Genomic DNA, 24,130 nt, shown 5'->3' on the forward strand with positions numbered 1-24,130 from the left:
CCGTCCCGTCCCCATTGCCGCCGCCTCCGCTTGTCGTTATCCTCAGGTATCATCCTGATCAGGACAAGGTTATCCTGTTTAGGCGCTTCGTCAATGGCCTCATGGAGGACGCCGCCTTGCCGACATCGCCCCCGACCCTGGGCGCGCTCCTCAAGGGGCTCCGCGCGCGCGAGGGCTGGACGCTCAAGGAGATGAGCGCCAAGTCCGGCATCCCGGTCTCGACACTCTCCAAGATCGAGCACGATCGGCTCACACTGACCTATGACAAGTTGCAGGCCCTCGCCCGGCGGCTCGGCATGCGCATGACCGACCTGTTCGCCGAGGAGAGCGAGGAAGCGGCGCAGGCCGTCACGGCGCGGCGCAGCCTCGGCGACGTGGCGCACTCCGTGCGGGTTGAGACGCCCAACTACGACTATTACTACCTCTGCACCGAGCTGCGGCGAAAGCGCATGATCCCGGTCGTCACCAAGATCCGCGCGCGCTCGGCCGAGCAGTTCGGCGAGCTGGTGCGTCACTCGGGCGAGGAGTTCCTCTACGTGCTGAGCGGGCGTGTGGAAGTGCAGACCGAATTCTACGATCCGGTCACGCTCGAGCCCGGTCAGGCGATCTACATCGACTCGAGCATGGGCCACGCCTATCTCGCCGCGACGGGTTGCGAGGAGGCCGAGGTGCTGGCGGTGATGTCGAGCGCCGAGGAGGAACTGATGGAATCGTTGCTGACGCTCCACCACGGCCAGCGCGGCGCAGGCGCCGAGAATGAGAACGACCCGCCCGCATCGCCGCGCCGCCGCGGGGGTGCACGATGAGGGCCGCTCTGCTCGCCGCCGCGGCGTTGATCGCCGCCGCGCCCGCAGCCGCGCAGGATTATGGCGCCCGCGTCGCGCGCGTGCTCAAGGCGACGCCGCTGATCGACGGTCACAACGACTGGCCCGAGGCGCTGCGCGAGCGCGAGGGCGAGAAGCGCTGGACGATGGACCTGCGCGACCTCGGCGCGAGCGATCCCGCCTACAACACCGATATCGCGCGGCTGCGACGCGGGCTGGTCGGCGGCCAGTTCTGGTCGGTGTGGGTCTCGCCCGACCTGCCCGGCAAGGAGCAGGTGGAGCAGACGCTCGAGCAGATCGATCTCGTCCGCTCGCTCGCCGACCGCTACCCGGACACGTTCGCGCTGGCGCGCACCGCCGCCGACGTGCGGCGCGCCTACGCCGCGGGGCGGATCGCCTGCCTCATCGGCGTGGAAGGCGGCGGACAGATCGACGGCAGCCTCTCGGTGCTGCGCGCCTATGCCGCGCTGGGTGCGGGCTATCTCACCCTCACCCACTCGCGCACGATCGACTGGGCCGATTCCGCCACCGACGATCCGCGCCACGACGGTCTCACCGACTTCGGGCGGAAGGTCGTGCTCGAGCTCAACCGCCTCGGCATGCTGGTCGACCTGTCGCATGTCAGCGAGAAGGTGATGCGCGACGCGCTGGCGGTGACGCGCGCGCCGGTGATCTTCTCGCACTCGGGCGCGCGCGCGCTCAACGACCACCCGCGCAACGTGTCGGATGACGTGCTGCGGCTGGTCGCGCGTAACGGCGGCGTGGTGATGGTGGACTATGCGCCGGGCTATGTCGCCGACGCCTACCGCCGCTGGTCCGCCGACTCGCTCGCCGAGAAGGCGCGGCTCAACTCGCCGCCGTATAACGGGCTCGACATCGGCCAGCCGGAGAAGGCGGCGGCGGATTACGCCGCCTGGCTTCGCGCACACCCGGCCCCGACCGTGACGCTGGCGCAGGTCGCGGATCATATCGTCCACGTCGCCAAGGTGGCGGGCGTCGACCACGTCGGGCTCGGCTCCGACTTCGACGGCGTCGGCCAGAGGCTGCCGAAAGGGCTCGGCGACGTCTCGACCTATCCCGCGCTGCTGGCCGAGCTGATGCGCAGGGGCTGGTCCGATCCCGACATCGCCAAGTTGGCGGGCGGCAACGTGCTGCGGGTGATGGAGGGCGCCGAGCGGGTCAAGGGCCAGCTAGGCGCTGGGCCATCGCTCACTTCACTCGACGCTCGCGCTCGCGAAGGTCAGTGAACCAGAGCCGGCCGCGCCGTGCCCCCTAGGCGCTACCCGAAAGCGGATACCGGTTCAGGTTGGGCGAGCGTGGCCCGTTCGGACACATCGGCGACGGACCGCTGTCGCGCGTAGATGGTCGGGGTCGCGCCGACATGGCGGGAGAAGGCGACGCTGAACGTACTCGCCGAGCTGTAGCCGACCTGCCTGGCGATCTCGGCGACGGCCATCTTGCCATCCTCGAGCAATCGCTTGGCGAGCACCATGCGCCAGTGCAGGAGGTACTCCATCGGCGCCATGCCGACGGTACGGCGGAAACGCTCGAAAAAGGCCGAGCGCGACATCGCCGCGGCCTTGGCCAGGCCCGGCACGTCCCAAGCCGCGGTCGGCCGTTCGTGGATGGCACGCATCGCCGCCGCGACCCGCTCGTCACCGAGCCCGCGCAGGATGCCCGACGGACAGTGCGGACCGGACGAGCGTAGCGCCTCGATGAACAGCACCTCCATCAGTCGGGCGAGCACGACGTCGCGCCCTGCCCGTTCGCCCCGGGACTCCTCGACCGCCAGCTGAATCAACGTGGTCAGGCGCGGCTCCCCGCGTGCGTGGATCAGCGACGGCAGCAGCGACACGAGCAACGCGGCGTCGGGCGACGCGAAGGCGCAATGACCGACAAGCATGCGCACGTCGGGTTCGCCCATCTGGTCGCCGAGACGGAAGACGTTGGGCCTGATCTCCACCGGCATGCTGTCGCGACCCGACGCGGGGGCGCCGTCGATGCTGGACGAGGTGAACTCACAGGCCGCCGGGATCAGCACGAAATCACCACGCTCGATCAGCAGCGTCTGCTGGCCCTTGATGTCGAGGCGCACGGCGCCCGCGAGAGCCGCGAAGAAAAAGGCGAAGCCGTTCTCCACCCGGCGGATGCGCCAGCATCCTGCCGCCTCGACGACCTTGGCATAGGACAGGTCGGGCTGAAGCAGGCTGACGATCTGGGCGAGGGGATCGGGCAACTCTGGACGCTCGCCAAACAGATGCGGACGGGCGACCGTAGCAGGTCCCGGCCGAAATGCCATCTGATCCTGTACCAACGACAGGAGCTAGCATGCCGACCATCTTGATCACCGGTTGTTCTTCCGGCTTCGGCCTCGAGATCGCCCGCTACTTCGCCGCGCGGGAGTGGGACGTCATCGCGACCATGCGCACCGCGCGCGAGGAAGTGCTCCCCGCGTCCGAGCGTATCAGGGTGCTCCAACTCGACGTGACCAGCACCGACAGCATCGCCAGCGCGGTCGCGGCGGCGGGACCGATCGACGCGCTCGTCAACAACGCCGGCATCGGCTTTCTCAACGCGCTGGAGGGAACGCCGGTCGACGCGGCGCGCCAGATCTTCGAGACCAACACACTCGGCACGATCGCGATGATGCAGGCGGTGCTGCCGCAGATGCGCGAGCGCCGGGCCGGCGTGGTCGTCAACGTCACCTCCTCGGTGACGTACCGGCCGCTGCCGCTGCTGTCCGTCTACACGGCAAGCAAAGCGGCCGTGAACGCCTTCTCCGACAGTGTCGCGCTAGAACTGGCGCCGTTCAACGTGCGCGTCCGCGTCGTGCTCCCGGGCCGCGCGCCGGCCACTCGCTTCGGAGACAATGCCCGCGCGCTGATGACCGGCGGCTTCCCCGAGGCCTATGTTCCGCTGGTCGAGCAGGTGATGGCGGGCTGGCACCAGGACGCTGGACCGACAACCTCGTCACAGGACGTTGCCGAGGCGGTCTGGCGCGCGGTGACCGACACGGGGGCACCGGCGCACCTGCCCGCGGGTGCTGACGCGGTCGCCTCGGCGCAGGCGCACTAGGCAACCGGCCGGGCCCGCAGGTTTGTGGGCCCGCTTCGCCGACCGATGCGCGTCACCCCCGATGGAGACACCGCAGGCTCGACCGACGACGTTCGCTGAAGGTGCGTGATCGTGGATGCTCGGTGGCGACAGGGAGACCATTCGCCTATTCTGCCCTCCGTCGATCCGTTCCGGAGTATATGATGCGCCGCACCGCCCTGCTCGCCCTTGCGCTTGCGTCCGTTCCCGCCCTGCTCGCCGCCCAGAACGGCGCCCCGCGCTATCGTCCCTGGGGGCTGGAGCTCCGGGACATGGACCGCAGCGTGAAGCCGGGCGACGACTTCTACGCCTTCGCGCTCGGCACTTGGCTGCGCGATCATCCGATCCCGGCGGACAAGGTAGGCGCCGGCTACAATTACGACCTGCCCGACGAGATCGAGGCGCAGGTGCGCCGGATCGTGGAGGAGGCGGCCGCCCAGCCGATCACGCCCTCGGCCAGGAAGGTCGGCGACTTCTACGCCGCCTGGATGGACGAGGCCGGGATCGAGGCGCGCGGGCTCGCGCCGCTCAAGCCCTGGCTTGCCAAGATCGACGCGGTCCGGTCCCGGCCGGAGCTCGTCCGGTTGATGATGCGGCCGGGCTACCCGTCGCCCGTCAACATCGGCATCTCGACCGACGCGGACGACCCGACGCGCTACATGGCGGATGCCGGCCAGGCACGGCTCGGGCTCCCCACGCGCGACTATTACCTGCTGACAGGCGAGAAGTACGACGCGATCCGCCGCGCGTATCGCGCCTATCTGCTCAAGGTGCAGGAGCTCGCCGGCGTGCCCGATGCGGGCGCGAAGGCGGACCGGATCATCCGGCTCGAGACGCGGCTCAGTCAGGACCAGTGGACGCCGGAGCAGCGCCGCGATCCGGTGAAAACGCACAACCCGATGACGCCCGCGCAGCTGGCCCAGCTCGCGCCCGAGATGGACTGGACGGCCACGCTCGCGGGCATGGGCCTGGGCGCGGCGACGAAGGTCAACGTGTCGGAACCGAGCGCGGTCGCGGCGGCGGCGAAGCGGCTCGGCGATGTGCCGCTGTCGACGTGGAAGGAATGGATGACGGCGCGGTTCATCTCGAACGCCGCGCCGGCCCTGCCGCGGGCCTTCGACCAAGCCAACTTCGACTTCTACGCGAAGACGTTGAACGGCGTGCCCGAGCAGCGCGCCCGCTGGAAGCGCGGCATGGCGCTGATCGACGATGCGCTCGGCGAGGCGGTCGGCGCGATCTATGTTCAGCGATATTGGTCGCCTGAGACCCAGGCGAAGGCCGACGAGCTCGTCGCCGACATGCGGTCGGCATACCGCGACAAGATCGAGGCCGCCACGTGGATGGACGACGCGACGCGCAAGGCGGCGCTGGCCAAGCTCGCGACGTTCGACCCGAGGGTCGGGCATCCCAAAAAGTGGATCGACTATGCGACGCTGGAGGTCAGCCGCACCGATCCGCTCGCGAACAATCTGGCAGTCGCCGACTTCCAGTGGCGGCTTCAACTTCAGCGCTTCCCCAAGTCGGTCGACCGTGGCCTCTGGTATATGACCCCGCAGACGGTGAACGCCTACTACGACCCCACCATGAACCAGATCACGCTGCCGGCCGCGATCCTGCAGCCGCCCTTCTTCGACGCGAACGCCGATCCGGCGGTCAATTATGCGGAAACGGGCGCGACCACCATCGGGCACGAGATGGGCCATGGCTTCGACGACCAGGGCCGGCAGTTCGACGAGAAGGGACGGCTGCGTGACTGGTGGAGCAAGGAGACGGCGGCCAAGTACAACGTCCAGGCCGACCGGCTCGCCGCGTTGTTCGACCAGTACGAGCCCATCCCTGGCGTGAAGATCAAGGGCCGGCTGACGCTCGGCGAGAACCTCGCGGACCTGGGCGGGCTGGAGACCGCCTACGCCGCCTATCGGCGCTATGTCGCGCGCCACGGCGAGCCGCCGGTGCTGGACGGAATGACCGGCGACCAACGCTTCTTCCTCGCCTTCGCGCAGGCGTGGCAGGGCAAGCGGCGCGACGAGTCCGTTCGTCAGCAGCTGCTGAGCGACCCGCACTCGCCCGACAAGTACCGGGTCAACGGCATCGTCCGCAACTTCGCGCCCTGGTACCGGGCCTTCGGGGTCAAGCCCGGCGACGCCATGTATCTGCCGCCGGAGCAGCGGGTCAGCATCTGGCGGTGACTGCTGACGGTGCGGGTACGACGCCGCGACCGTCGCGCACCCGGCGTGCGCGGCGACCTCTTCGAGCGCCTCGGTGGTTCGGTGAGAGTATGCTCGATCGCCGCGGAGGTGATCTTCTCGGCGCCCCAGGGGCCGCCAGTCAGCGCGCGATGAGCCTTGGCGCGAGCGGCGATCCGTTGAGAAAGTAGCGCTCGCACGCAGCGCTACCTTCAGGAGGCTTGGCCGTCCTCAAGCAACGAGCGGTCGCAGTCGCCCCCGGGGACACCTCCACGAACCGATCGGCCGTCGGCGGTGCGCGCGACGACCGCGACCGCCGGCGTTCCCGTGTCGGCTGGTCCGTGGCGGCGCGAGCGGCGTCGGTCTCACGGCTCCGAGGCCGAGACGTCGCCCGGCTCGCGCAAGTTGAGGGAAGCCAAGCGTCAGAGGCCCGGCGCGGTCGGGGTGTCCGGTACGTTCCAAGCGACGCGAGGTTCCCGGCGCTCGCAGATATATTCTCTCAGATCGGAGCGCATCCGCCCCGCGCAGGGCGTCGTAGCTCATCGCGCTCGCGCGTGAGGAGAGGTCCCCGCCCCGAGCCAAGGGAGATGCCACTCATGAATGAAGACGATCTTGTTCTCGAGGCACTCGAGACCCGCGCGCAGCGACGCCATGATCGCCGGGCCCTGTTCACCGCCGCGCTCGGCGCCGCCGCGGTCGGGTCCGCCTTCGTCTACGCGGATCCCGCCAAGGCACAGACCGCGGTGACCGACGCGGACGTGCTCAACTTCGCCCTGAACCTCGAATACCTGGAGGCGCAATTCTACCTGTACGCGGTCAATGGCACGGGCCTGCCGTCGACGCTGACCGGCAGCGGCAGCACCGCCGGCGGCACGGTGACGGGCGGCGCCCAGGTCAACTTCACGACCGATCCCGTCGTGGGCGCCTATGCGCGCGAGATCGCGGCGGACGAGCAGGCGCACGTCAACTTCCTGCGCACCGCGCTCGGCTCGGCGGCGGTGGCGATGCCCAACATCAACATCTCGGGCGCGGCCGACGGCCCCTTCACCGCGGCGGCGCGCGCCGCCGGCGTGGTCGATCCCACGACCGGGGTGTTCAACCCCTATGCCGACCCGACCAGCTTCCTGCTCGGCGCGTACATCTTCGAGGACGTCGGCGTCACCGCCTACAAGGGCGCGGCGCCGCTGCTCAGCAACAAGACCTTCCTCGAGGCGGCGGCCGGGATCCTCGCGGTCGAGGCCTACCACGCCGCGATCGTCCGCACGACGCTCTACGCCAAGGGCGTGCCCGCGCTGGTCGAGGCGACCGAGAAGATATCGGCGGCGCGCGACGCGCTCGACGGCAGCCCGACCGAGGATCAGGTCCGCGGCATCGCGCCGAAGGATGATTTCGGCATCACGCCGAGCGGCAGCGGGGCGACGCTGACCTCGAACATCGCGCCGCTCAACGCCAACGGCCTGGCGTACAGCCGCAGCACCGGACAGGTGCTCAACATCGTCTACCTCAACGCCGCGACCGCGACGATGGGCGGGTTCTTCCCCAACGGCGTCAACGGCAACATCCGATCGACCACGTGAGCGTGCGGCGGCTTCCCTGCCTCTCCGTCCCTCCCTCATCACAGGAATCACGCACATGATCGATCATCGCAAAGCCCTCGACCTGCTCGCCGCCGCGGACACGCGCCGCGCGGCGCGACGCCGCTTTCTCAAGGTGGCGGGCGGCGGCACGCTCGCGCTCGGCGGCGTCAGCCTGCTGTCCGGCTGCTTCGACTCCGAGGGCTCCGACGCCCCGATGCCCACGCCGACGCCGACCCCGACACCCGCCGCGGTGACGGACAGCGACATCCTCAACCTGGCGCTCAACCTCGAATATCTCGAAGCGCAATATTATCTGTTCGCCGTCAACGGCAGCGGTCTGGCAGCCAATCTGACCGCAAGCGGCACCGGCACCGCGGGCGGCAGCGTCACCGGCGGCGCCAAGGTGGACTTCTCGGGTGACGCGCTGGTCGGCGCCTATGCCCGCGAGATCGCCGCGGACGAGGCCGCGCACGTCGCCTTCCTGCGCGCCGCGCTCGGCTCCGCCGCGATCGCCATGCCCAACATCAACATCTCTGGCGATGCGAGCGGCGCCTTCACCGCGGCGGCGCGCGCGGCCGGCGTGATCGGCGCGAGCGACACGTTCAATCCCTATTCCTCGCCCGAGAACTTCCTGCTCGGCGCCTATCTGTTCGAGGACGTCGGGGTCACCGCCTACAAGGGCGCGGCGCCGCTGCTGTCGAGCAAGGTCTTCCTCGAGGCCGCGGCTGGCATCCTCGCGGCCGAGGCGTACCACGCCGGGCTGGTGCGCACCGTGCTCTACGCCAAGGGCATCGCCACCCCCGCGCTGGTCACCGCGGCCGGGAAGATCTCGGACGCGCGCGACGCGCTCGACCAGGGCGGCGACACCGACCAGGGCCTCACCGGCACGGGCGGCGCGGCCAATCTCGTCCCGGCCGATGCCGACGCGATCGCCTACAGCCGCAACAGCCGTCAGGTGCACAACATCGTCTACCTCAACGCCACCGGCGCCAACCAGAACGGGGGCGGCTTCTTCCCCAACGGGACGAACAACCCCAACCCGACGCTGCGGGTGGGCCTGCCCTGATGCCGCGCCGGCCGCGCCGCGCGGCCGCCGCTCGACGGGAATGACCACGACAGGGGAGGAGGCCACCGCCTCCTCCCCGACGATTCACGAGGGAGTGAGACATGAAGGTGATCGGATTTACCGCGGCGGCGCTGCTCGCCGCCTACGCGCTGCCCGCGACCGCGCAGGAGCGCGACGGCGGCTTCAGCGGCGTCTACGTCGGCGCCGCCGGCGGCTATGACGTCCAGCCCAACGACGGCGGCCGCTCGCGCGTGCTGTTCGACCGCAACCTCGACGGGGAGTATGGCGACGTGGTGCGCACCGGCTCGGGCGCGGACGCGTTCGGGCCGGGCTTCTGCGGCGGGCGCGCCACCAGCCAGCTCAGCCCCGCCAACGGCGGACGCTGCGCCAAGGACAAGGACGACTGGGCCTATTACGGCCGGGTCGGGTTCGACGCGCAGCGCGGCCGCATCGTCGTCGGCGTGGTCGGCGAGTTCGGCACCACCAACATCACCGACGGGGTGAGCGCCTTCTCGAGCACGCCGGCGAGCTACGTCTTCAACCGCGGGATCGACTGGGAGGCGGGCGTGCGCGCGCGCGCCGGCTACACGCCCAACGACACCACGCTGTTCTACGGCACCTTCGGCCCGGGCTATGCGCGCATCGACCGCGCCTTCGGCTCGACCAACACGACCAACACCTTCGAGGGCAGCGGCAAGCGCAACCAGTTCGGCTTCCAGGGCGGCGGCGGCGTGGAGCAGCGGCTCGGCCGGCACTTCTCGATCGGCCTCGAATATATCTACCACCAGTATCAGGACGATGATTACGTCGTCCGCGCGACCGGGCCGGCCGGCACGCCGTTCACCAACGCCAACAACGGCGGCAGCGCGTCGGGAACCGACTTCATCCGTAGCGACGACAAGTTCCGCTGGCATTCCCTGCGCGCCACAGCCGCCTTCCGCTTCTGATCAGTTAGCACGCGCCGCTGCGAGACCCGTTCCGCAGCGGCGCGACCCTTCCGCCTGCTGGCCGTGATGACGCGAGCTGAGCTGTCGGTCGGGGTTCGCCGTTTCCCTTCCCGTCGTCCCGTCGACCTCGTCGTCGGAGGACGCGCAGCTCGTACGTCTGTCCCGGCGATGCCGCGACGACCTCGAGCGGGCGCTTGCGTCACGCTCCGCCGTGCCGAGGACCCAGGAACCGGCCACTACGAGTTCTCAGGGCAGCCCGTCGTCGCGCCGCACCGAGACGTCTCGTTATGTGAGGCCCGCCTCTCCTCAGCCGGCGCCAGTCTCGCCTCGCAGGCCGGCGAACCGCTCGGCGACGAAGTCGAGCGTGGCGCGCATGCGCGGCACGTTGCGCGATCGCTCGTGCGTCATCAGCCACAGCCCACGGTCATGTTGAGGCATGGAGGGCAGGCAACGGATCAGCTCGGGTTCACGATCGGCGACGAGGCACGGCATCGCGGCGACACCCGCTCCCGCGCGGACCGCCGACAAGATGCCGACGGCGGTGTCGTGCTCCATCGCGACGGCTGCCTCGAGGTCGTTGGTCGCTAGCCACTCACGATAGTGGCGCCGCATCGCGGGCTCGCCGCCCGCGATCAGCACGTGATCGGCAAGCTCCCGCCGGTTTCTCGGTTGACCGCGCTCGGCCGCATAGGCGCGACTGCAGTACACGCTCCACGCGTCGACGGCGACCCGCCGCGCGATCAGCCCGCCTCCCTCGGGGCGCACGCACAGCCGCAACGCGATGTCCGCGCCGCCTGCGGCGAGGTCGCGCAACGCGTCCGTGGTGTCGAGCTCGATCCGGATCGCAGGATAAGCGCGATGGAAATCGCGCAGCATGGGCGCGAGGATGGTCGTCGCGTAGATCTCCGGCATCGTGATCCGTACGACGCCGCTGATGTCGCGGACCGCGGTTCTCGCCGCATCGGCGAAGCGCTCGGCTACCTGCTGAAGCTGGAGTGCGGCGGGCAGCAACGCCCGCCCCTGGTCGGTGAGCTGGTATCCGGCCGCACGTCGCTCGAAGAGTCGAAGGCCCAGTGCCGACTCCAGCGCACTCACGCGCCGCGCGACCGTGGTCTGGCTGACACCCAGCCGGCGCGAGGCAGCGAGCGTGCTGCCGGTCGCTGCAACGACGATCAGGTACCGCGCGTCATCCCAGTCGAACATGGGCGTGTTCTGCATCTTTGCAGAGCGCTCTCGCAACATCGTTGTTTCTGGATCCGCCCCGGCCACCCTACTCTCGGTCGACATCGCGGCCTCGCCGCGCTCGGAGGACAACCACATGCCCCGCTTCCCGCTGATCGTGGCCATGGCCACGAACTGCCTCTGTGTGCCTGCCGACGGCGAGACGGTGACCCGTTCGGTCGTCGTCCGACACGCCGACCTGGATCTCGCGCAGGCGCGCGACATCGCACGCTTGGACGCGCGTATCGCGCGAGCGGCCGACGAGGCCTGCGGCACCCCCTCACCCACGGATCTCTCGGCGACGAACGCGCAGCCACGCTGCGTGCGGGGCGCCATCGCCGTCGTTCGCGCGCGACGGGATCAGGCCGTTGCAGTCGCCCGGCAGCCTTCCGCCGCCCGCTAGCCTCCTCGGCGCAGCCGGGCGCTTCGCTCCGCCGTTCGAGCGGCCCGCTCACACCCGATCGACTATCGTCGCTGCGCCTCACCGTCGTCGCTGATCCCACCACCGAGCGAGCGATAGAGCTCGACCAGGTTGCTCTCGCGGTTCAGCCTCGTCGTAACCAGCTGCTGCTGCGCCGCATACGCTGAACGCTGTGAGTCGAGGGTGGTGAGGAACGACTCCACCCCGGCGCGGTACCGCGCGTCGGAGATCCTCAGCGCCGCCGCGGCCGCGTCGGCGCGCGCGGTCTGCGCGGAGATCTGCTCGTCGATCGTGCCGCGCTGCGCTAGGGCGTCCGCGACCTCCCGGAACGCCGTCTGCACGGCACGCTCGTACGTCGACACGGCCGCCTGCTGCTGCGCGCGCGCGGCGTCGACGCCGCCGCGGAGACGCCCACCGTCGAAGAGCGGCAGCGAGACCGCAGGGGCGCCGGTGTAGGTGAAGCTGCCGCCGGCGAACAGACCGCTGAGCGCGGTGCTGATCGTTCCTAGCGTCGCCGTCAGCGAGATGCGGGGAAACAGCGCGGCCCGCGCCGCTCCGATGTTGGCGTTCTGCGCGATGAGCTGGTGCTCGGCCTGGAGCACGTCGGGCCGGCGCAACAGCACGTCGGAGGAGATGCCGACGGGAAGCGTCTGCAGCGCCGCGCCGCCGGACCCGAGTCCCTCGGCCAGCAGGTCGGCGGGAAGCGGCGATCCGACCAGCAGATCGAGCGCGTTCTTGTCCTGCGCCAGCCGCGTCCTCAACACCGCGATGTCGTTGCGGGCAGCCTGGTAGCTGGTCTCCGCTTGTCGCGCCTCGAGCTCGGACGCGACGCCGATCCGGAATTGCGCGCGGGTAAGCTCGAGCGACTGCTCGAACGACTTGAGCGAGTCCTGAGAGATCCTCAGCTGGTCCTGATCGGAGGCATAGGTCAGCCAAGCGGTCGCGATCTCCGCGATCAGGCTGATCCGCGCTGAGCGTTGCGCTTCCTCGGTCGCGAAATACTGCTCCAGCGCGGCGCGGTTGAGGTTCCGCACTCGTCCGAACAGATCGAGCTCGAACGCCGAGAAGCCGGCATTCACCGAGTAGAATTCGAGGTTGTTGGACGAGGATCCCACGCCCGCTCCGACCCCACCGGCACCGCCCGAGCTGCCAGTTCCCGTGCCCGCACCCGCTCCGGTGCCGACGCCCGTTCCCGTTCCCGTTCCCGTTCCCGTTCCTGCGCCGGTACCGCCGCCGGCCGCTCCGCCGAGCGCACCGGCGGCGCCCTGGATGTTGTTGGTGTAGGTGGCCGAGCCCGACAGGACGGTCGAGGGAACGAGATCCGCGCGGCTGATGCGATATTGCGCGCGCGCCTGCAGCACGTTGGCCGCGGCGATGCGGAGATCGCGGTTGTTCTCGAGGCCGAGGGCGATCGTGCGGCGGAGCCGCTCGTCGGTGAAGAAGGTACGCCAGCCGGTCTTGCTCACGTCAGGCGCGTCGCTCGCGGCTGCGGGGAAGACGCCGCCCTGCGGCAGAGCCGCGGGCACTTCGCCGATCGGCCGGACATACTTCGGAGCGAGATTGCAGCCGGCGAGCGTTACCGCGACCAGCACGGCCGACGCGTTTCTGCTGTTCAACACAACTCAGACTCCCTGCGGCGTGGGCGCGTGCACGCGACCATCGTCATTGTCGCGCCCATGATCGTCCGGGCGATCCTGCGCGGCGGGTTCCGCCTTGCCGCCTTTGCCGAACAGCCGGAGCACCACCACGAAGAACATCGGCACGAAGAAGATGGCCAGCACCGTCGCCGACAGCATACCGCCCACCACCGCGCGACCGATGGCGTTCTGACCGCCCGCGCCGGCTCCGTTCGACACTGCCAGCGGGAACACGCCGAAAACGAAGGCGAGACTGGTCATCAGGATCGGGCGAAGCCGCAGCTTGGCCGCCTCGATCGCCGCATCGAAGGAGTTCAGGCCCTCGCGCATCTTCTCCTCCGCGAACTCGACGATGAGGATCGCGTTCTTCGCGGAGACACCGATCGTGGTGATCAGGCCGACCTGAAGGTAGATGTCATTGTTCAACCCGGTCAGCCAGGCCGCCAGCAGCGCGCCGACGACGCCGAGCGGCACCACCAGCATGACCGAGATCGGCACCGACCAGCTCTCGTACAGCGCAGCGAGGCAGAGGAAGACGATCAGCAGCGACAGGCCGTACAGCGCGGGCGCCTGGCCGCCGGACAGCTGCTCCTCGTAGCTCAGCCCCGTCCAGTCGAGCCGCGTGCCGGGTGGCAGCTTGGCCTGCATCTCCTGCATCGCCCGTAGAGCGGCGCCGGACGACACGCCCGGCGCAGGCTGCCCGAGTATCTCCATCGCCGGCTGTCCGTTGTAACGGGTCAGCTGCATCGGCCCCTGCCCCCACGACAGGTTGGAGAAGGCGGTGAACGGCGCCATGCTGCCGCTCGCGCCGCGCACGTAGAGGTCGCCGAGATCCTCCGGCGACATGCGGTAGGCCGCGTCGGCCTGGATATAGACCCGCTTGACGCGGCCGCGATCGATGAAGTCGTTGACGTACGAACCGCCCCATGCCGTCGCGATGGTGTTGTTGACGTTGGAGAGATCGAGGCCCAGCGCGCGCGCCTTGTCCTGGTCCACGTCGACCTTCAGCTGCGGCGCGTCGTCCAGCGCGTTGGGGCGGACCCCGACGAGGGACTTGTTCTGGGATGCCATGCCGAGCAGTTGATTGCGTGCGGCGAGCAGCCTCTCGTGACCCAGGCCGCCGTCGTCGACGAGCTGGAGATCGAAGCCCGTCGCGTTGCCGAGTTCCTGCACCGCCGGCGGGATCACCGCGAAGATGAGGCCGTCGTTGTAGCGCGCGAAAGCACCCATGGCGCGGCCGATGATCGCCTGCGCCTTGTTCGCCGCACCCGGCCGGTCCTTCCACTCCTTCATCGGGATAAAGGCGATGCCGCTGTTCTGTCCGACGCCGGCGAAGCTGAAGCCGTTGATGGTGTAGACGCCCCGGATCGCGTCCTTGGCGTCGCCGAGGAACTGGTCGCGGATGAGATCGAGACCCTTCTGCGTGCGCGCCGTCGTAGCCCCCGGCGGGCCCTGTACGAGCGCGATCATCACGCCCTGGTCCTCGTCGGGCAGGAAGCCCGTCGGCAACCGCATGAAGAGGAATGCCATGCCGGCGACGATCAGGGCATAGGCGACGAGCGACCGACCCCATCGCCTCGCCGTCGAGCGTACGCCGCGTTCGTAGCGGTCGCGGCCCCGGTCGAAGCGGTCGTTGAACCAGCGGAAGAAGCGCGCCAGCGGACCGTTGCCCTCTCCCTTGTTCGGATCGTGCGGCTTGAGGATGGTCGCGCACAGCGCCGGTGTCAGGATCAGCGCCACTGCGACGGACAGGATCATCGCCGAGACGATGGTGATCGAGAATTGGCGATAGATGACGCCGGTCGAGCCACCGAAGAACGCCATCGGCAGGAACACCGCCGACAATACCATGGCGATGCCGATGAGCGCGCCGGTGATCTCGTCCATCGACTTCCGCGCGGCCTCGCGCGGCGACAGATGCTCCGTCGTGATCAGACGTTCGACGTTCTCCACCACGACGATCGCGTCGTCGACGAGAAGGCCGATCGCCAGCACCATGCCGAAGAGGGTCAGCGTGTTGATCGAGTAGCCGAACGCCGCCAGCACCGCGAAGGTGCCGGTCAGCACCACGGGCACCGCGATCGTCGGGATCAGCGTCGCCCGGAAGTTCTGCAGGAACAGGAACATCACGAGGAAGACGAGGATGACCGCCTCGACCAGCGTCTCGATCACCTGCTCGATCGACAGTCGCACGAACGGCGACGTGTCGTACGGGAAGATCACCTTCACATCCGAGGGGAACTGCTTGGCGATCTCGTTGACCCGCTCCTTCACCGCCACGACGGTGTCGAGCGCGTTGGCGCCGGGAGCCAGCTTGATGCCGATGCCGGAGGCCGGCTTGCCGTTCCACTCGGCCGAGAAGCTGTAGTTCTCGGCGCCGATCGCGACCCGGGCGACGTCGCCGAGGCGCACGACGGAGCCGTCCGGATTGCTCTTCAACCGGATCTGCGCGAACTGCTCCGGAGACGTGAGCCGCGACGACACCGACACCGTCGCGTTGAGCATCTGCTCCTTCGGCGCCGGCTGCGCGCCGATCTGACCGGCCGACACCTGGGCGTTCTGCGCGGTCACGGCGCTGGTCACGTCCGACATCGTCAGCGCGAAGTTGTTCAGCTTGAGCGGGTCGACCCAGATCCGCATGGCGTATTGCGAGCCGAAGATCTGCGTGTCGCCGACGCCCGTCACCCGCGACAGCGGATCCTGGATGCGCGAGGCGACGATGTCGGCGAGGTCGTCGGCGTCGTGCTTGCCGTTCTCGGAGTACAGGCCGACGAACAGCAGGAAGTTCTGCGTCGCCTTGGCGACGATGATGCCCTGGCGCTGGACCTCCTGCGGCAGCAGCGGAGTCGCTGCCTGCAGCTTGTTCTGCACCTGCACCTGCGCGATGTCCGGATCGGTGCCCTGCTCGAAGGTAAGCGTGATCGTCACGGTGCCCGATGAGGACGACGAGGACGAGAAGTAGCGAAGGTGGTCGATCCCCTTCATCTGCTGCTCGATGATCTGGGTCGTCGTGTTCTCGAGCGTCTGCGCGTCGGCGCCCGGGTAGTTGGCGGTGATCGACACGGCGGGCGGCGCGATCGCGGGGAATTGCGCGATCGGCAACGTGCGGACGGCGAGGATGCCGACGATGAGGACCATCGCCGCCAGCACGTAGGCGAAGATCGGACGATCGATGAAATAGCGTGACATGGCCGATTACTTCGCCTGCGCCTGCGCCGGACCCGAGGGCGGCGGACCGCCTGCGGGCTTGGCGTTGGGATCGAACGGATGCCCCTGCACCGGCATCCCCGGGCGCAGCATCATGCCGCCCTCGACGATGATCTTGTCGCCGGGATTGATGCCACCGGACACGAGCCAGTTCTCGCCGATCACGCGGCTCGTCTGCAGGCTTCGCACCTGGACCTTGCCATCGTTGCCGATGACCATGACGGTCGCCTGGCCCTTCTCGTCGCGGCCCACGGCGCGTTGCGGCACGAGGATGGCCTTCTGCGCGGTGCCCTGCGCGAGCGAGGCGCGGACGAACATGCCAGGCAGGAGCAGACCCCCGCTGTTCGGGATCAGCGCCCGGATCACCTGCGATCCAGTGGTCGGATCGACCGTGACGTCGGCGAAGCGGAGGCTGCCCTCCGGCCCGTACTCGCTGCCGTCCTCCAGCTTCAGCTTCACCTTCGCGTCGCCGTTGCGGGTCAACTGGCCGCTCATGATCTGCCGGCGCAGCTTCAGCAGGTCGGCGCTCGACTGCTGGATATCGACGTAGATCGGATCGATGCGCTGGATCGTCGCGAGCGGGTTCGCCTGCGCGGCCGAGACGAGCGCGCCCGTGGTGAAGAGCGACCGGCCGATGCGGCCGGTGATCGGCGCACGAATGGTCGTGCGGCCGAGATCGATCTGGGCGGAGCGCAGTGCCGCCTGTTGGGCGGCGACGTCGGCCTGCGCCTGCGCGGCCGATGTCTGCGCGTTCTCGAACTCCTGTCGCGCGATCGCGTTGATCTTCACCAGCTCGCCGTAGCGCCGCGCCAGGGCCGTGCTCGAGGCGATGCTGGAACGCGCACGGGCGAGAGCCGCACGGGCGCTGGCCACCTGAGCCTGGTACGGCGACGGATCGATCCGGTAGAGCGGCTGCCCCTTCCGGACGACGTCGCCCTCGACGAACAGGCGCGCGAGCACCAGGCCGTTGACCTGCGGCCGCACCTCGGAGGTCTCGTAGGCGGTCGTCCGTCCCGGAAGCTCGGTCGTCAGCGCGACCGGCTCCTCATGCGCCACCACGTAGCCGACGGGGGGCGGGGCCTGTGGCGCCTGCTGCTGCCCCTTGCCAGCGTCACCGCACCCGGCGAGCGCGAGCAACGCGCTGGACGCCATCACACAGCCGGTCAGCCGCTTCGAGACCATGACACTTTCTCGCTTGATAAATTGTAAGGGAGCGATCACTTCCAGATCGCGTCGTTAGCCGCACTGCACAATAGCGTCAACCTGAGTAGCAAAGGTATTCCGTTGCCCGTCGTTGATCGAACCCGTCAGACGCGCGCCGAGCAGCGCCGCCAACATGTCAAGGAAGCGGCTCGCCGGCTCTTCGTGGAGCATGGCTTCCACAACACGGGGATCGCGTTGATCGCCCGCGAATCCGGCGTCGCGGTTCAGCAGCTGTATCGCGACTTCCCTGCGAAGGAGGACATCATCGCGGCGATCGTCGAGGACGACTGCAAGAAGTTCGCCGACCTGGCGACCCTCGACAAGGCGCTGGCGATGCGGAGCCGCGAGGGTGTGCGCGAATGGCTCACCTCGGCTACCAGCCGCGAGGACGAAGAAGGCGACCGCCTCTTTCTCGAGATCGCGGCAGAGGCTGCCCGGAACGATCGCATCAAGCAGATTTTCCTCGGTGTTCGCACGATGATGTTCGATAACATCAGCCGGGCGTTCGCCGGCCTGACGGGGGGCGACGCCGTGACCCGGGAGCATCAGCTGCTCGCGGAAGCGTTCATGATGATATCCGTCGGATCGGTCTTCACGCGGATCGTGGAGGCGGAGCTGGTCGGACCCGCGAGCAGCAGATTGGTCGCGTGTCTCCTCGCGTCGGTGTGCGACGACGCGGCTTCCGGCTAGAGCCGGCGCGGCCACAGCATCGCGGCCGCGGGCGGCGACGCCGGCATCGAGGAGCGGAGCAGGCACGCGGGCAAACAGCGAGATCGATCGGACGCGGGGCGACTCGAGGTCGGCGATCAGCCCGCCCTTCCCCGCCGCAGGCGCGCCTTGCTGACGCTGGCGAGCAGCAGCTCGTAGTGGTCGCTGGTATAGCCTGCGGCGACGAACGCCTTCACCGCGCTGACCGGGACGGCGAAGCCCCGGTGCCAGGCGTGTACCGACAACCTTCTCAGCGCCTCCAGCTTCGGATCCGCCAGCCGCGGATTGGGCCGCCGACCGAACAACATGCCCATCGCGGTGGCCATCTTGCCCGGCGTGCGCAGCGAGGAGAGTCGGTCGCCGCGCGCAAGCGAGACCACCAGCCACTCCAGCGCGCTGAGCGAGGCATGGCTGGCCGCAGAGCGCGAGCGTTCGGCGCCCAAGCTCGCGCGCTGCCCGCCGACCGCCGATGACCGCTCGACGTTGATGGCCGTAGCAGCGCAACCGAGTGCGGAGGAGAAGTCGATGAAGGCCATGTAGTTTCTCCCCTGCGGTTGTCAGCGCACCGCCGCCCCTGGACAAACGCACCGAGGTAGCCACAGACGCTGCACGTGTCGAAATCGGGCGCCGCGCCGCCGAGCAACGCGCGTCCGCACCCTTGAGCTATGCTGATACGACGCCTGGGCGCGACGACGTCATGATGCACCCTTTCATCACGACGTCACCGGAAGGCCGCCAGATCATTTATACTGGGCGGTATAGAAGGGGCCGCTCGCGCCGTCAATCGATTATGTACCGCACGGTAAACATTTTTCCGCGGCGCTGAGCGAGCAATCGTCGGCTTGACGCCCGACGCCAGTGCGACGAGCGCACTGCGGCCGCTGGGCCAGGGTTTACTGGTCGGACCCTGCCTACTCGCTCGGCCGGGTAACCCGATCGAACGGGCCGACGCTTTGATAGCGGCGGGCAGGCGCTGCGTCGTCACGCCGCTCGCGTCGAACGTTGGGAACAAGGTTCTTCTAGGAGGAGCGCGGGAATGGACGCAGAAGCGGTTAGCGGAGAGGTCCCCACAGCCACCCGCGTTCTACCGTCCGCTCGTATCGATGTCCGAGGCCGGTGCGTCGACGTGACCGGTTGCCGGGCCGGCTCGCACCGGCAAGTAGTCCGCCCGTCCCTGCGATCACTCGATCCCGCTCCTTCGTGCCGAACGGTAGGAAACAGGTGCCAAGGACTGCTGCGCCTGAGAACCGCCGAGCGTCCTCAGAAGAATGTTTCGAGCACCTCGGTCACGCGATGCGCCGCGTCGGTCACCAGGATGCGCCGCCATTTGTCGAACGTGAGGCACGGGTGCGAGATGTCGAAGGCGATCACGTCGCCGACCGCGAGATCGTCGCCCGGCGCGATCGCCAGATAGGCGTGCTGGTCCATCAGCCCGGTCACCGTCCAGTGCGCGGGCGCCTCGGCCGGTCGGGCGTCCTGCCCCGGGCGGAAGCGCGTCGCCGGGCGCGGCAGGCCGGCGTCGAAGGCGACGTCGCGCTTGCCCATCGCCACCACCGCGCGCGCGGGATCGGGGATCGACTGCACCGCCGCCCACACCCGCAGCGCGGGCCGCAGCGGCGCGCCCAGCCCCGGCGCCACCGGGTTGCGGCGCAGGATCTGCTCCTGCGCGACGCGGTAGAGCCCGTCGTCGTGGCTGATGTAGCAGCCGGGACGCAGCACCACCTGCACCGCGCCGGCGCGTGCCACCGCGGCGCTCTCCTCCGCGACCACGTCGTACCAGGCCGATCCCGCCCCCGTCAGGATCGCCGGGGTCCGCTCGACCTGCCCCTCCGCCACGAGCCGCTCGACCGTCGCCACCGCGCGGCGGACGAAGCGCCGCACCGACGCCTCGTCGGCGAGCACGCCCTCGTAGAACTCGATCCCCGCCAGCCGCAGCGCGCCGCGCCACTCCGCCAGCGCCGCGATCACCGCGGCGAGCTGCGCCGCGTCGCGCACGCCGCAGCGCAGCCCCTCCTGGTCGCGCTCGGGCGCGAGCTCGATCAGCACGTCGAGCGTGGCGCCGCGCGCGCGGCACGCCGCGCCGAGCTGCGCCACGCCCGCGGGGCTGTCGACCAGGCAGAGCAGGTCGAGCCCGGGACGCGCCGCCAGCGCGGCGACCGCGGCGACATTGGCCGCGCCGACCACCTGGTTGGCAATCAGGATCCGTTCCACCCCGTGCGCCGCGGCGACGCGCGCCTGCTGACTGGTCGCGACCGTGATCCCCCACGCGCCGGCGTCGAGCTGGCGGCGGAACAGCGCGGGCGCCATGGTGGTCTTGCCGTGCGGCGCCAGCGCTAGCCCATAGGAATCGATGAAGGCGCGCATCCAGGCGAGATTGTGCGCCATGTCGGGGCCGCTCAGCACCGCGGCGGGGAGCGGCACGTCGCCCGCCAGCAGGTCCCACCCGCTGCCGCCCTGCCCGACCCCTTTGTTCAGCTCGTCCACCTCGTGTCTCCCAGATACCTAAAATTGTTTACATTAATCCTCCGTCGGGAGACAGTGGCGACGGCATCGCGACGGGGAGGAGCCATGACCGAGACGATCATCGCCGGCGCCGAGCTGTACGACGGCTCGGGCGCCGCCGGCTACCGCGCCGACGTGACCGTGCGCGACGGCGTCATCGCCGCGGTCGCTCCCGCCGCGGACACGCCGCCCGAGGACGCGATCGACGCGCGCGGGCTCGCGCTCGCGCCCGGCTTCATCGACGCGCACACGCACGACGATCTGGTCGCGATCACCGCGCCGGCGATGACTCCCAAGATCACCCAGGGCGTCACCACCGTGGTGGTCGGCAACTGCGGGATCAGCGCGGGCGCTGGCCGCGCGGGCGACGCGCTGCCCGACCCGATGGTGCTGCTCGGCCCGCCCGGCGACTTCGCCTACGCCAACTTCGCCGCTTACGCCGCCGCGGTCGACGCGGCGATGCCCGCGACCAACGTGGTCGCCCTGGTCGGCCACACCGCGCTGCGCGCGCGCCACCTCGATCGGCTCGATCGCGATGCCGCGGAGGACGAGCGCGAAGCGATGCGCGCCGACCTCGCCGCCGCGCTCGACGCCGGCGCCTTCGGCTTCTCGACCGGGCTCGCCTATGCCAATGCCGCGCACGCCTCGACCGAGGAGGTGATGGCGGTGGCCGCGGCGCTGCGCGACACCGGCGCGCTCTACGCCACGCACCTGCGCAGCGAGGGCGCCGCGATCCTGCCCGCGATCGACGAGGCGGTCGCGATCGCGCGCCACGCCGGCGCTCCGCTGGTGGTGTCGCACCTCAAATGCGCCGGCGCGAGCCAGTACGGCCGCAGCGGCGAGATCCTGGCGCGGCTCGAGGCGGCCGCGGCGACTCACCCGACCGGCTGCGACTGTTATCCCTATACCGCGAGCTCCTCGACGCTCGACCTGAAGCAGGTGGTGCCCGAGACGCCGATCCTGATCACCTGGTCCGAGCAGGAGCCCGACCAGGCCGGGCGGATGCTCGCCGACATCGCCGCCGACTGGGGTTGCGCGCTGCGCGACGCGGCGCAACGGCTCCAGCCTGCCGGCGCGGTCTACCACTGCATGGCGGAGAGCGACGTCGACCGCATCCTGGCGCACCCGCTCACCATGATCGGCTCGGACGGGCTGCCGTGCGACCCGCGCCCGCACCCGCGGCTGTGGGGCAGCTTCCCGCGCGTGCTGGCGCATTACGTGCGCGAGCGCGGGCTGCTGGCGCTGCCCGAGGCGATCCGCAAGATGACCGGGCTCACCGCCGACCGGCTCGGCCTGCGCGACCGCGGCTATGTCCGCGCCGGGCTCGCCGCCGACCTGGTGCTGTTCGATCCCGCGCGCGTGCTCGATCGCGCCAGCTACGACGACCCGGTGCGCGCCGCCGAGGGGGTGCTGGGCGTGTGGGTCAACGGCGTCGCCACGCTCGATCGCGGCGGCGTCACCGGCGCGCGCGGCGGGCGGCTGCTGCGGCGCCCGGGCGCGGCGCGGTAGTGGCGGCGGGGCAGATCAACTCCTCCCCGCTCGCGGGAAGGGGGACCGCCGGCCGCGGGCCGGTGGTGGAGGGGGGCTCGCCTCATGGCGCAGCGTCTGCGGAAGCCCCCCTCCACCAGCCTGCGGCTGGTCCCCCTCCCCGTGCCGGGGAGGATCTCTAGTGATCAAACAACGAAGGACATCATCGATGAGTGACGGCATCAAGCGCTACGGCGTCGAGGGCGGCAGCGGCACCGGCGGGCAGCACCTGCCGTTCGCGCGCGCGGTGCAGGCCGACGGCTGGCTCTATGTCTCAGGGCAGGTGCCGATGGTCGACGGCGAGGTGATCGACGGCGGCATAATCCCCCAGACCCACCAGGCGATCCGCAACGTGCTCAAGATCCTCGAGGAAGCCGGCTACGGCCCGGAGCATGTCGTGCGCTGCGGCGTGTGGCTCGACGACGCGCGCGACTTCATGTCGTTCAACCGCATCTTCAAGGAATATTTCGGCGCCCACCCGCCGGCGCGCGCCTGCGTGGTCTCGCAGATGGTGGTCGACTGCAAGGTCGAGGTCGACTGCGTCGCCTGGAAGCAGCCCTGAGTGAGCGGCGGCACGCTGCTGCTGCTGGAGGCCGCCGGCGCGGTCGCGCTGCTGATCCTGCTGATCGTGCGCGCGCGGCTCAGCCCGTTCGTCGCGCTGACCCTGGTGTCGCTCGGGCTCGCGCTGGTGGCAGGGATCGCGCCGGCCGACATCGTCAAGGGGTTCGAGGCCGGGGTCGGTAGCGCGCTCGGGCATATCGCGCTGGTGGTCGGGCTCGGCACGATCCTCGGCAAGATGATGGTCGAGTCGGGCGGCGCGGACCGTGTCGCGCGCACCGTGATCGGCCTGTTCGGCGCGCGCCGCGCCGACTGGGCGGCGATGACGGTGGCGCTGATCGTCGGCCTGCCGGTGTTCTTCGAGGTCGGCTTCGTGCTGCTCGTGCCGATCGTCTTCGCGGTCGCGGGGCGGCTGCGCCAGCACTCGCTGCGGCTCGGCCTGCCGATGGCGGCGGGGCTGTCGGTGGTGCACGCGATGGTACCGCCCCACCCCGCCGCGATGCTCGCGACCCAGGCCTATGGCGCCGACGTCGGGCTGACCGTGCTGTTCGCGCTGATCGTCGGCGTGCCCACCGCGGCGGTCGCGGGGCCGCTCTACGCGCGGCTCATCGTCCCGCGGCTCGCCCCCGCGGTGCCGCCCTCGCCCGCGGCGGCGGACGTGCCCGATCGCGCGCTGCCCGGTTTCGCCATCACGGTGGCGACGCTCCTCATGCCGGTCGCGCTGATGCTGCTCGGCAGCCTCGCGCCGTCGCTCGCCGCGCCGGGCACGCCGCTCGACCAGGCGCTGCGCTTCCTCGGCACGCCCGTGGTCGCGCTGCTCGCGGCGGTGCTGGTGAGCTATTGGACGCTCGGCCTGGCGCGCGGGCTGAGCGCGGCGACGCTGCAGCGCTACACCAACGAGTGCCTCGCGCCGACCGCGATGATCACCTTGGTGGTCGGCGTCGGCGCGGGGTTCGGCCGCGTGCTGACCGACAGCGGCGCCTCCGACGCGATCGTCGCGCTGGCGGCGCAGCTGCACGTGCCCGTGGTGCTGCTCGCCTGGCTGATCGCGGCCTTGATGCGCGTCGCGACCGGCTCGGCGACGGTGGCGATGGCGACCGCGGCGGGGATCGTCGCGCCGCTCGCCGCCGCCAACCCGGGGGTGCGGCCCGAGCTGCTCGTGCTCGCCACCGGCGCGGGATCGGTGGTGCTGAGCCACGTCAACGACGGCGGCTTCTGGCTGGTGAAGGAATATTTCGGGCTCAGCGTCGCCGACACGATCCGCAGCTGGACGGTGTGCGAGACGCTGATCTCGGTGGTGGCGCTGGTGCTGACGCTGGGGCTGTCCGCGCTGGTGTGAGCGCCGATGCGCGCCTGCGGGAGTAGAAGCTCAATCATGAGGCATGACCTCTGTGGCCCTGGGCTCCTGCGTGCGCAGGAGCACGGCCGGACGCTGCTGACGCTAGGCCGGGCG

At 69.9% G+C, this 24,130-nt stretch carries 19 protein-coding genes; 12 read left to right on the forward strand and 7 right to left on the reverse strand.

Going from position 1 to position 24,130, the window contains the following annotated elements:
* The first annotated feature begins 101 nt into the window (after positions 1 to 101).
* Both FHY05_RS02510 and FHY05_RS02515 read left to right on the forward strand, forming a co-directional pair.
* A complete protein-coding gene (locus FHY05_RS02510; protein ID WP_183942807.1) occupies positions 102 to 806 on the forward strand; it encodes an XRE family transcriptional regulator in 705 nt (234 codons plus the stop codon).
* The gene (locus FHY05_RS02515; RefSeq protein ID WP_183942808.1) at positions 803 to 2,071 is read left to right on the forward strand and encodes a dipeptidase; all 1,269 of its coding nucleotides are present in this window, start codon (positions 803 to 805) and stop codon (positions 2,069 to 2,071) included. The genes FHY05_RS02510 and FHY05_RS02515 overlap by 4 nt, the downstream gene beginning before the upstream one ends.
* 32 nt (positions 2,072 to 2,103) lie before the next feature.
* Here the strand turns inward: FHY05_RS02515 and FHY05_RS02520 are convergent, their stop codons facing one another.
* Positions 2,104 to 3,060, reverse strand: a complete 957-nt coding sequence (locus FHY05_RS02520) for an AraC family transcriptional regulator (protein WP_183942809.1) — start codon at positions 3,058 to 3,060, stop codon at positions 2,104 to 2,106.
* A 92-nt stretch (positions 3,061 to 3,152) separates the two neighbouring features.
* Between FHY05_RS02520 and FHY05_RS02525 the strand changes: the two genes are divergently transcribed.
* From FHY05_RS02525 to FHY05_RS02545, 5 genes are all read left to right on the forward strand, one after another.
* The gene (locus FHY05_RS02525; RefSeq protein ID WP_183942810.1) at positions 3,153 to 3,899 is read left to right on the forward strand and encodes an SDR family oxidoreductase; all 747 of its coding nucleotides are present in this window, start codon (positions 3,153 to 3,155) and stop codon (positions 3,897 to 3,899) included.
* A 179-nt stretch (positions 3,900 to 4,078) separates the two neighbouring features.
* The gene (locus tag FHY05_RS02530) at positions 4,079 to 6,106 is read left to right on the forward strand and encodes a M13 family metallopeptidase (RefSeq protein ID WP_183942811.1); all 2,028 of its coding nucleotides are present in this window, start codon (positions 4,079 to 4,081) and stop codon (positions 6,104 to 6,106) included.
* A 593-nt stretch (positions 6,107 to 6,699) separates the two neighbouring features.
* The gene (locus tag FHY05_RS02535; RefSeq protein ID WP_183942812.1) at positions 6,700 to 7,680 is read left to right on the forward strand and encodes a ferritin-like domain-containing protein; all 981 of its coding nucleotides are present in this window, start codon (positions 6,700 to 6,702) and stop codon (positions 7,678 to 7,680) included.
* A gap of 55 nt (positions 7,681 to 7,735) precedes the next feature.
* Positions 7,736 to 8,746, forward strand: a complete 1,011-nt coding sequence (locus FHY05_RS02540; RefSeq protein WP_183942813.1) for a ferritin-like domain-containing protein — start codon at positions 7,736 to 7,738, stop codon at positions 8,744 to 8,746.
* Positions 8,747 to 8,847: 101 nt separating this feature from the next.
* On the forward strand, positions 8,848 to 9,693 hold the full coding sequence (locus tag FHY05_RS02545) for an outer membrane protein (RefSeq protein ID WP_183942814.1): 846 nt from the start codon (positions 8,848 to 8,850) through the stop codon (positions 9,691 to 9,693).
* Positions 9,694 to 9,999: 306 nt separating this feature from the next.
* On the opposite strand, the gene FHY05_RS02550 is transcribed toward FHY05_RS02545, so the two are convergent.
* Positions 10,000 to 11,040, reverse strand: coding sequence for a LysR family transcriptional regulator (locus tag FHY05_RS02550; RefSeq protein WP_260181095.1), 1,041 nt, complete (start codon positions 11,038 to 11,040; stop codon positions 10,000 to 10,002).
* Between FHY05_RS02550 and FHY05_RS02555 the strand changes: the two genes are divergently transcribed.
* Complete coding sequence (locus tag FHY05_RS02555) at positions 11,012 to 11,317, forward strand: UrcA family protein (RefSeq protein WP_183942815.1); 306 nt, start codon at positions 11,012 to 11,014, stop codon at positions 11,315 to 11,317. The genes FHY05_RS02550 and FHY05_RS02555 overlap by 29 nt on opposite strands.
* Positions 11,318 to 11,379: 62 nt before the next feature.
* Here the strand turns inward: FHY05_RS02555 and FHY05_RS02560 are convergent, their stop codons facing one another.
* From FHY05_RS02560 to FHY05_RS02570, 3 genes are read right to left on the reverse strand one after another with little or no spacing between them, the layout of a single operon-like run.
* Positions 11,380 to 12,954 (reverse strand): efflux transporter outer membrane subunit, encoded by a 1,575-nt coding sequence (locus tag FHY05_RS02560; protein ID WP_183942816.1) that lies wholly within the window; start codon positions 12,952 to 12,954, stop codon positions 11,380 to 11,382.
* Between the two features lie 3 nt (positions 12,955 to 12,957).
* On the reverse strand, positions 12,958 to 16,161 hold the full coding sequence (locus tag FHY05_RS02565; RefSeq protein WP_183942817.1) for an efflux RND transporter permease subunit: 3,204 nt from the start codon (positions 16,159 to 16,161) through the stop codon (positions 12,958 to 12,960).
* A 6-nt stretch (positions 16,162 to 16,167) separates the two neighbouring features.
* A complete protein-coding gene (locus FHY05_RS02570) occupies positions 16,168 to 17,361 on the reverse strand; it encodes an efflux RND transporter periplasmic adaptor subunit (RefSeq protein WP_183942818.1) in 1,194 nt (397 codons plus the stop codon).
* 102 nt (positions 17,362 to 17,463) lie between these two features.
* Between FHY05_RS02570 and FHY05_RS02575 the strand changes: the two genes are divergently transcribed.
* On the forward strand, positions 17,464 to 18,072 hold the full coding sequence (locus tag FHY05_RS02575; protein ID WP_183942819.1) for a TetR/AcrR family transcriptional regulator: 609 nt from the start codon (positions 17,464 to 17,466) through the stop codon (positions 18,070 to 18,072).
* Positions 18,073 to 18,188: 116 nt separating this feature from the next.
* Here the strand turns inward: FHY05_RS02575 and FHY05_RS02580 are convergent, their stop codons facing one another.
* Positions 18,189 to 18,626 (reverse strand): hypothetical protein, encoded by a 438-nt coding sequence (locus tag FHY05_RS02580; RefSeq protein WP_260181096.1) that lies wholly within the window; start codon positions 18,624 to 18,626, stop codon positions 18,189 to 18,191.
* Positions 18,627 to 19,350: 724 nt separating this feature from the next.
* Entirely contained in the window at positions 19,351 to 20,574 is a 1,224-nt protein-coding gene (locus FHY05_RS02585) for an alanine racemase (RefSeq protein WP_221190938.1), read from the reverse strand.
* 84 nt (positions 20,575 to 20,658) lie between these two features.
* On the opposite strand from FHY05_RS02585, the gene FHY05_RS02590 reads away from it, so the two are divergent.
* The 3 genes from FHY05_RS02590 (at position 20,659) to FHY05_RS02600 (ending at position 24,016) form a co-directional block, all read left to right on the forward strand.
* Positions 20,659 to 22,101, forward strand: a complete 1,443-nt coding sequence (locus tag FHY05_RS02590) for an amidohydrolase family protein (RefSeq protein WP_183942820.1) — start codon at positions 20,659 to 20,661, stop codon at positions 22,099 to 22,101.
* A gap of 187 nt (positions 22,102 to 22,288) precedes the next feature.
* Positions 22,289 to 22,681, forward strand: coding sequence for a RidA family protein (locus tag FHY05_RS02595; RefSeq protein ID WP_183925607.1), 393 nt, complete (start codon positions 22,289 to 22,291; stop codon positions 22,679 to 22,681).
* Positions 22,682 to 24,016, forward strand: a complete 1,335-nt coding sequence (locus FHY05_RS02600) for a gluconate:H+ symporter (protein ID WP_183942821.1) — start codon at positions 22,682 to 22,684, stop codon at positions 24,014 to 24,016. It begins immediately after the preceding gene.
* The last annotated feature ends 114 nt before the right edge of the window (positions 24,017 to 24,130 follow it).

Origin of the sequence: Sphingomonas sp. BK580, assembly GCF_014194975.1 — a bacterium.
Lineage (GTDB): Bacteria > Pseudomonadota > Alphaproteobacteria > Sphingomonadales > Sphingomonadaceae > Sphingomonas.

What these genes read in the sequence shown, in the direction of transcription:
- FHY05_RS02510 (WP_183942807.1), top strand. Translation starts at nt 102, where the DNA reads ATGGAGGACGCCGCCTTGCCGACATCGCCCCCGACCCTGGGCGCGCTC.
- FHY05_RS02515 (WP_183942808.1), top strand. Translation starts at nt 803, where the DNA reads ATGAGGGCCGCTCTGCTCGCCGCCGCGGCGTTGATCGCCGCCGCGCCC.
- FHY05_RS02525 (WP_183942810.1), top strand. Translation starts at nt 3,153, where the DNA reads ATGCCGACCATCTTGATCACCGGTTGTTCTTCCGGCTTCGGCCTCGAG.
- FHY05_RS02530 (WP_183942811.1), top strand. Translation starts at nt 4,079, where the DNA reads ATGATGCGCCGCACCGCCCTGCTCGCCCTTGCGCTTGCGTCCGTTCCC.
- FHY05_RS02535 (WP_183942812.1), top strand. Translation starts at nt 6,700, where the DNA reads ATGAATGAAGACGATCTTGTTCTCGAGGCACTCGAGACCCGCGCGCAG.
- FHY05_RS02540 (WP_183942813.1), top strand. Translation starts at nt 7,736, where the DNA reads ATGATCGATCATCGCAAAGCCCTCGACCTGCTCGCCGCCGCGGACACG.
- FHY05_RS02545 (WP_183942814.1), top strand. Translation starts at nt 8,848, where the DNA reads ATGAAGGTGATCGGATTTACCGCGGCGGCGCTGCTCGCCGCCTACGCG.
- FHY05_RS02555 (WP_183942815.1), top strand. Translation starts at nt 11,012, where the DNA reads ATGCCCCGCTTCCCGCTGATCGTGGCCATGGCCACGAACTGCCTCTGT.
- FHY05_RS02550 (WP_260181095.1), bottom strand. Translation starts at nt 11,040, where the DNA reads ATGGCCACGATCAGCGGGAAGCGGGGCATGTGGTTGTCCTCCGAGCGC.
- FHY05_RS02565 (WP_183942817.1), bottom strand. Translation starts at nt 16,161, where the DNA reads ATGTCACGCTATTTCATCGATCGTCCGATCTTCGCCTACGTGCTGGCG.
- FHY05_RS02570 (WP_183942818.1), bottom strand. Translation starts at nt 17,361, where the DNA reads ATGGTCTCGAAGCGGCTGACCGGCTGTGTGATGGCGTCCAGCGCGTTG.
- FHY05_RS02580 (WP_260181096.1), bottom strand. Translation starts at nt 18,626, where the DNA reads ATGGCCTTCATCGACTTCTCCTCCGCACTCGGTTGCGCTGCTACGGCC.
- FHY05_RS02590 (WP_183942820.1), top strand. Translation starts at nt 20,659, where the DNA reads ATGACCGAGACGATCATCGCCGGCGCCGAGCTGTACGACGGCTCGGGC.
- FHY05_RS02595 (WP_183925607.1), top strand. Translation starts at nt 22,289, where the DNA reads ATGAGTGACGGCATCAAGCGCTACGGCGTCGAGGGCGGCAGCGGCACC.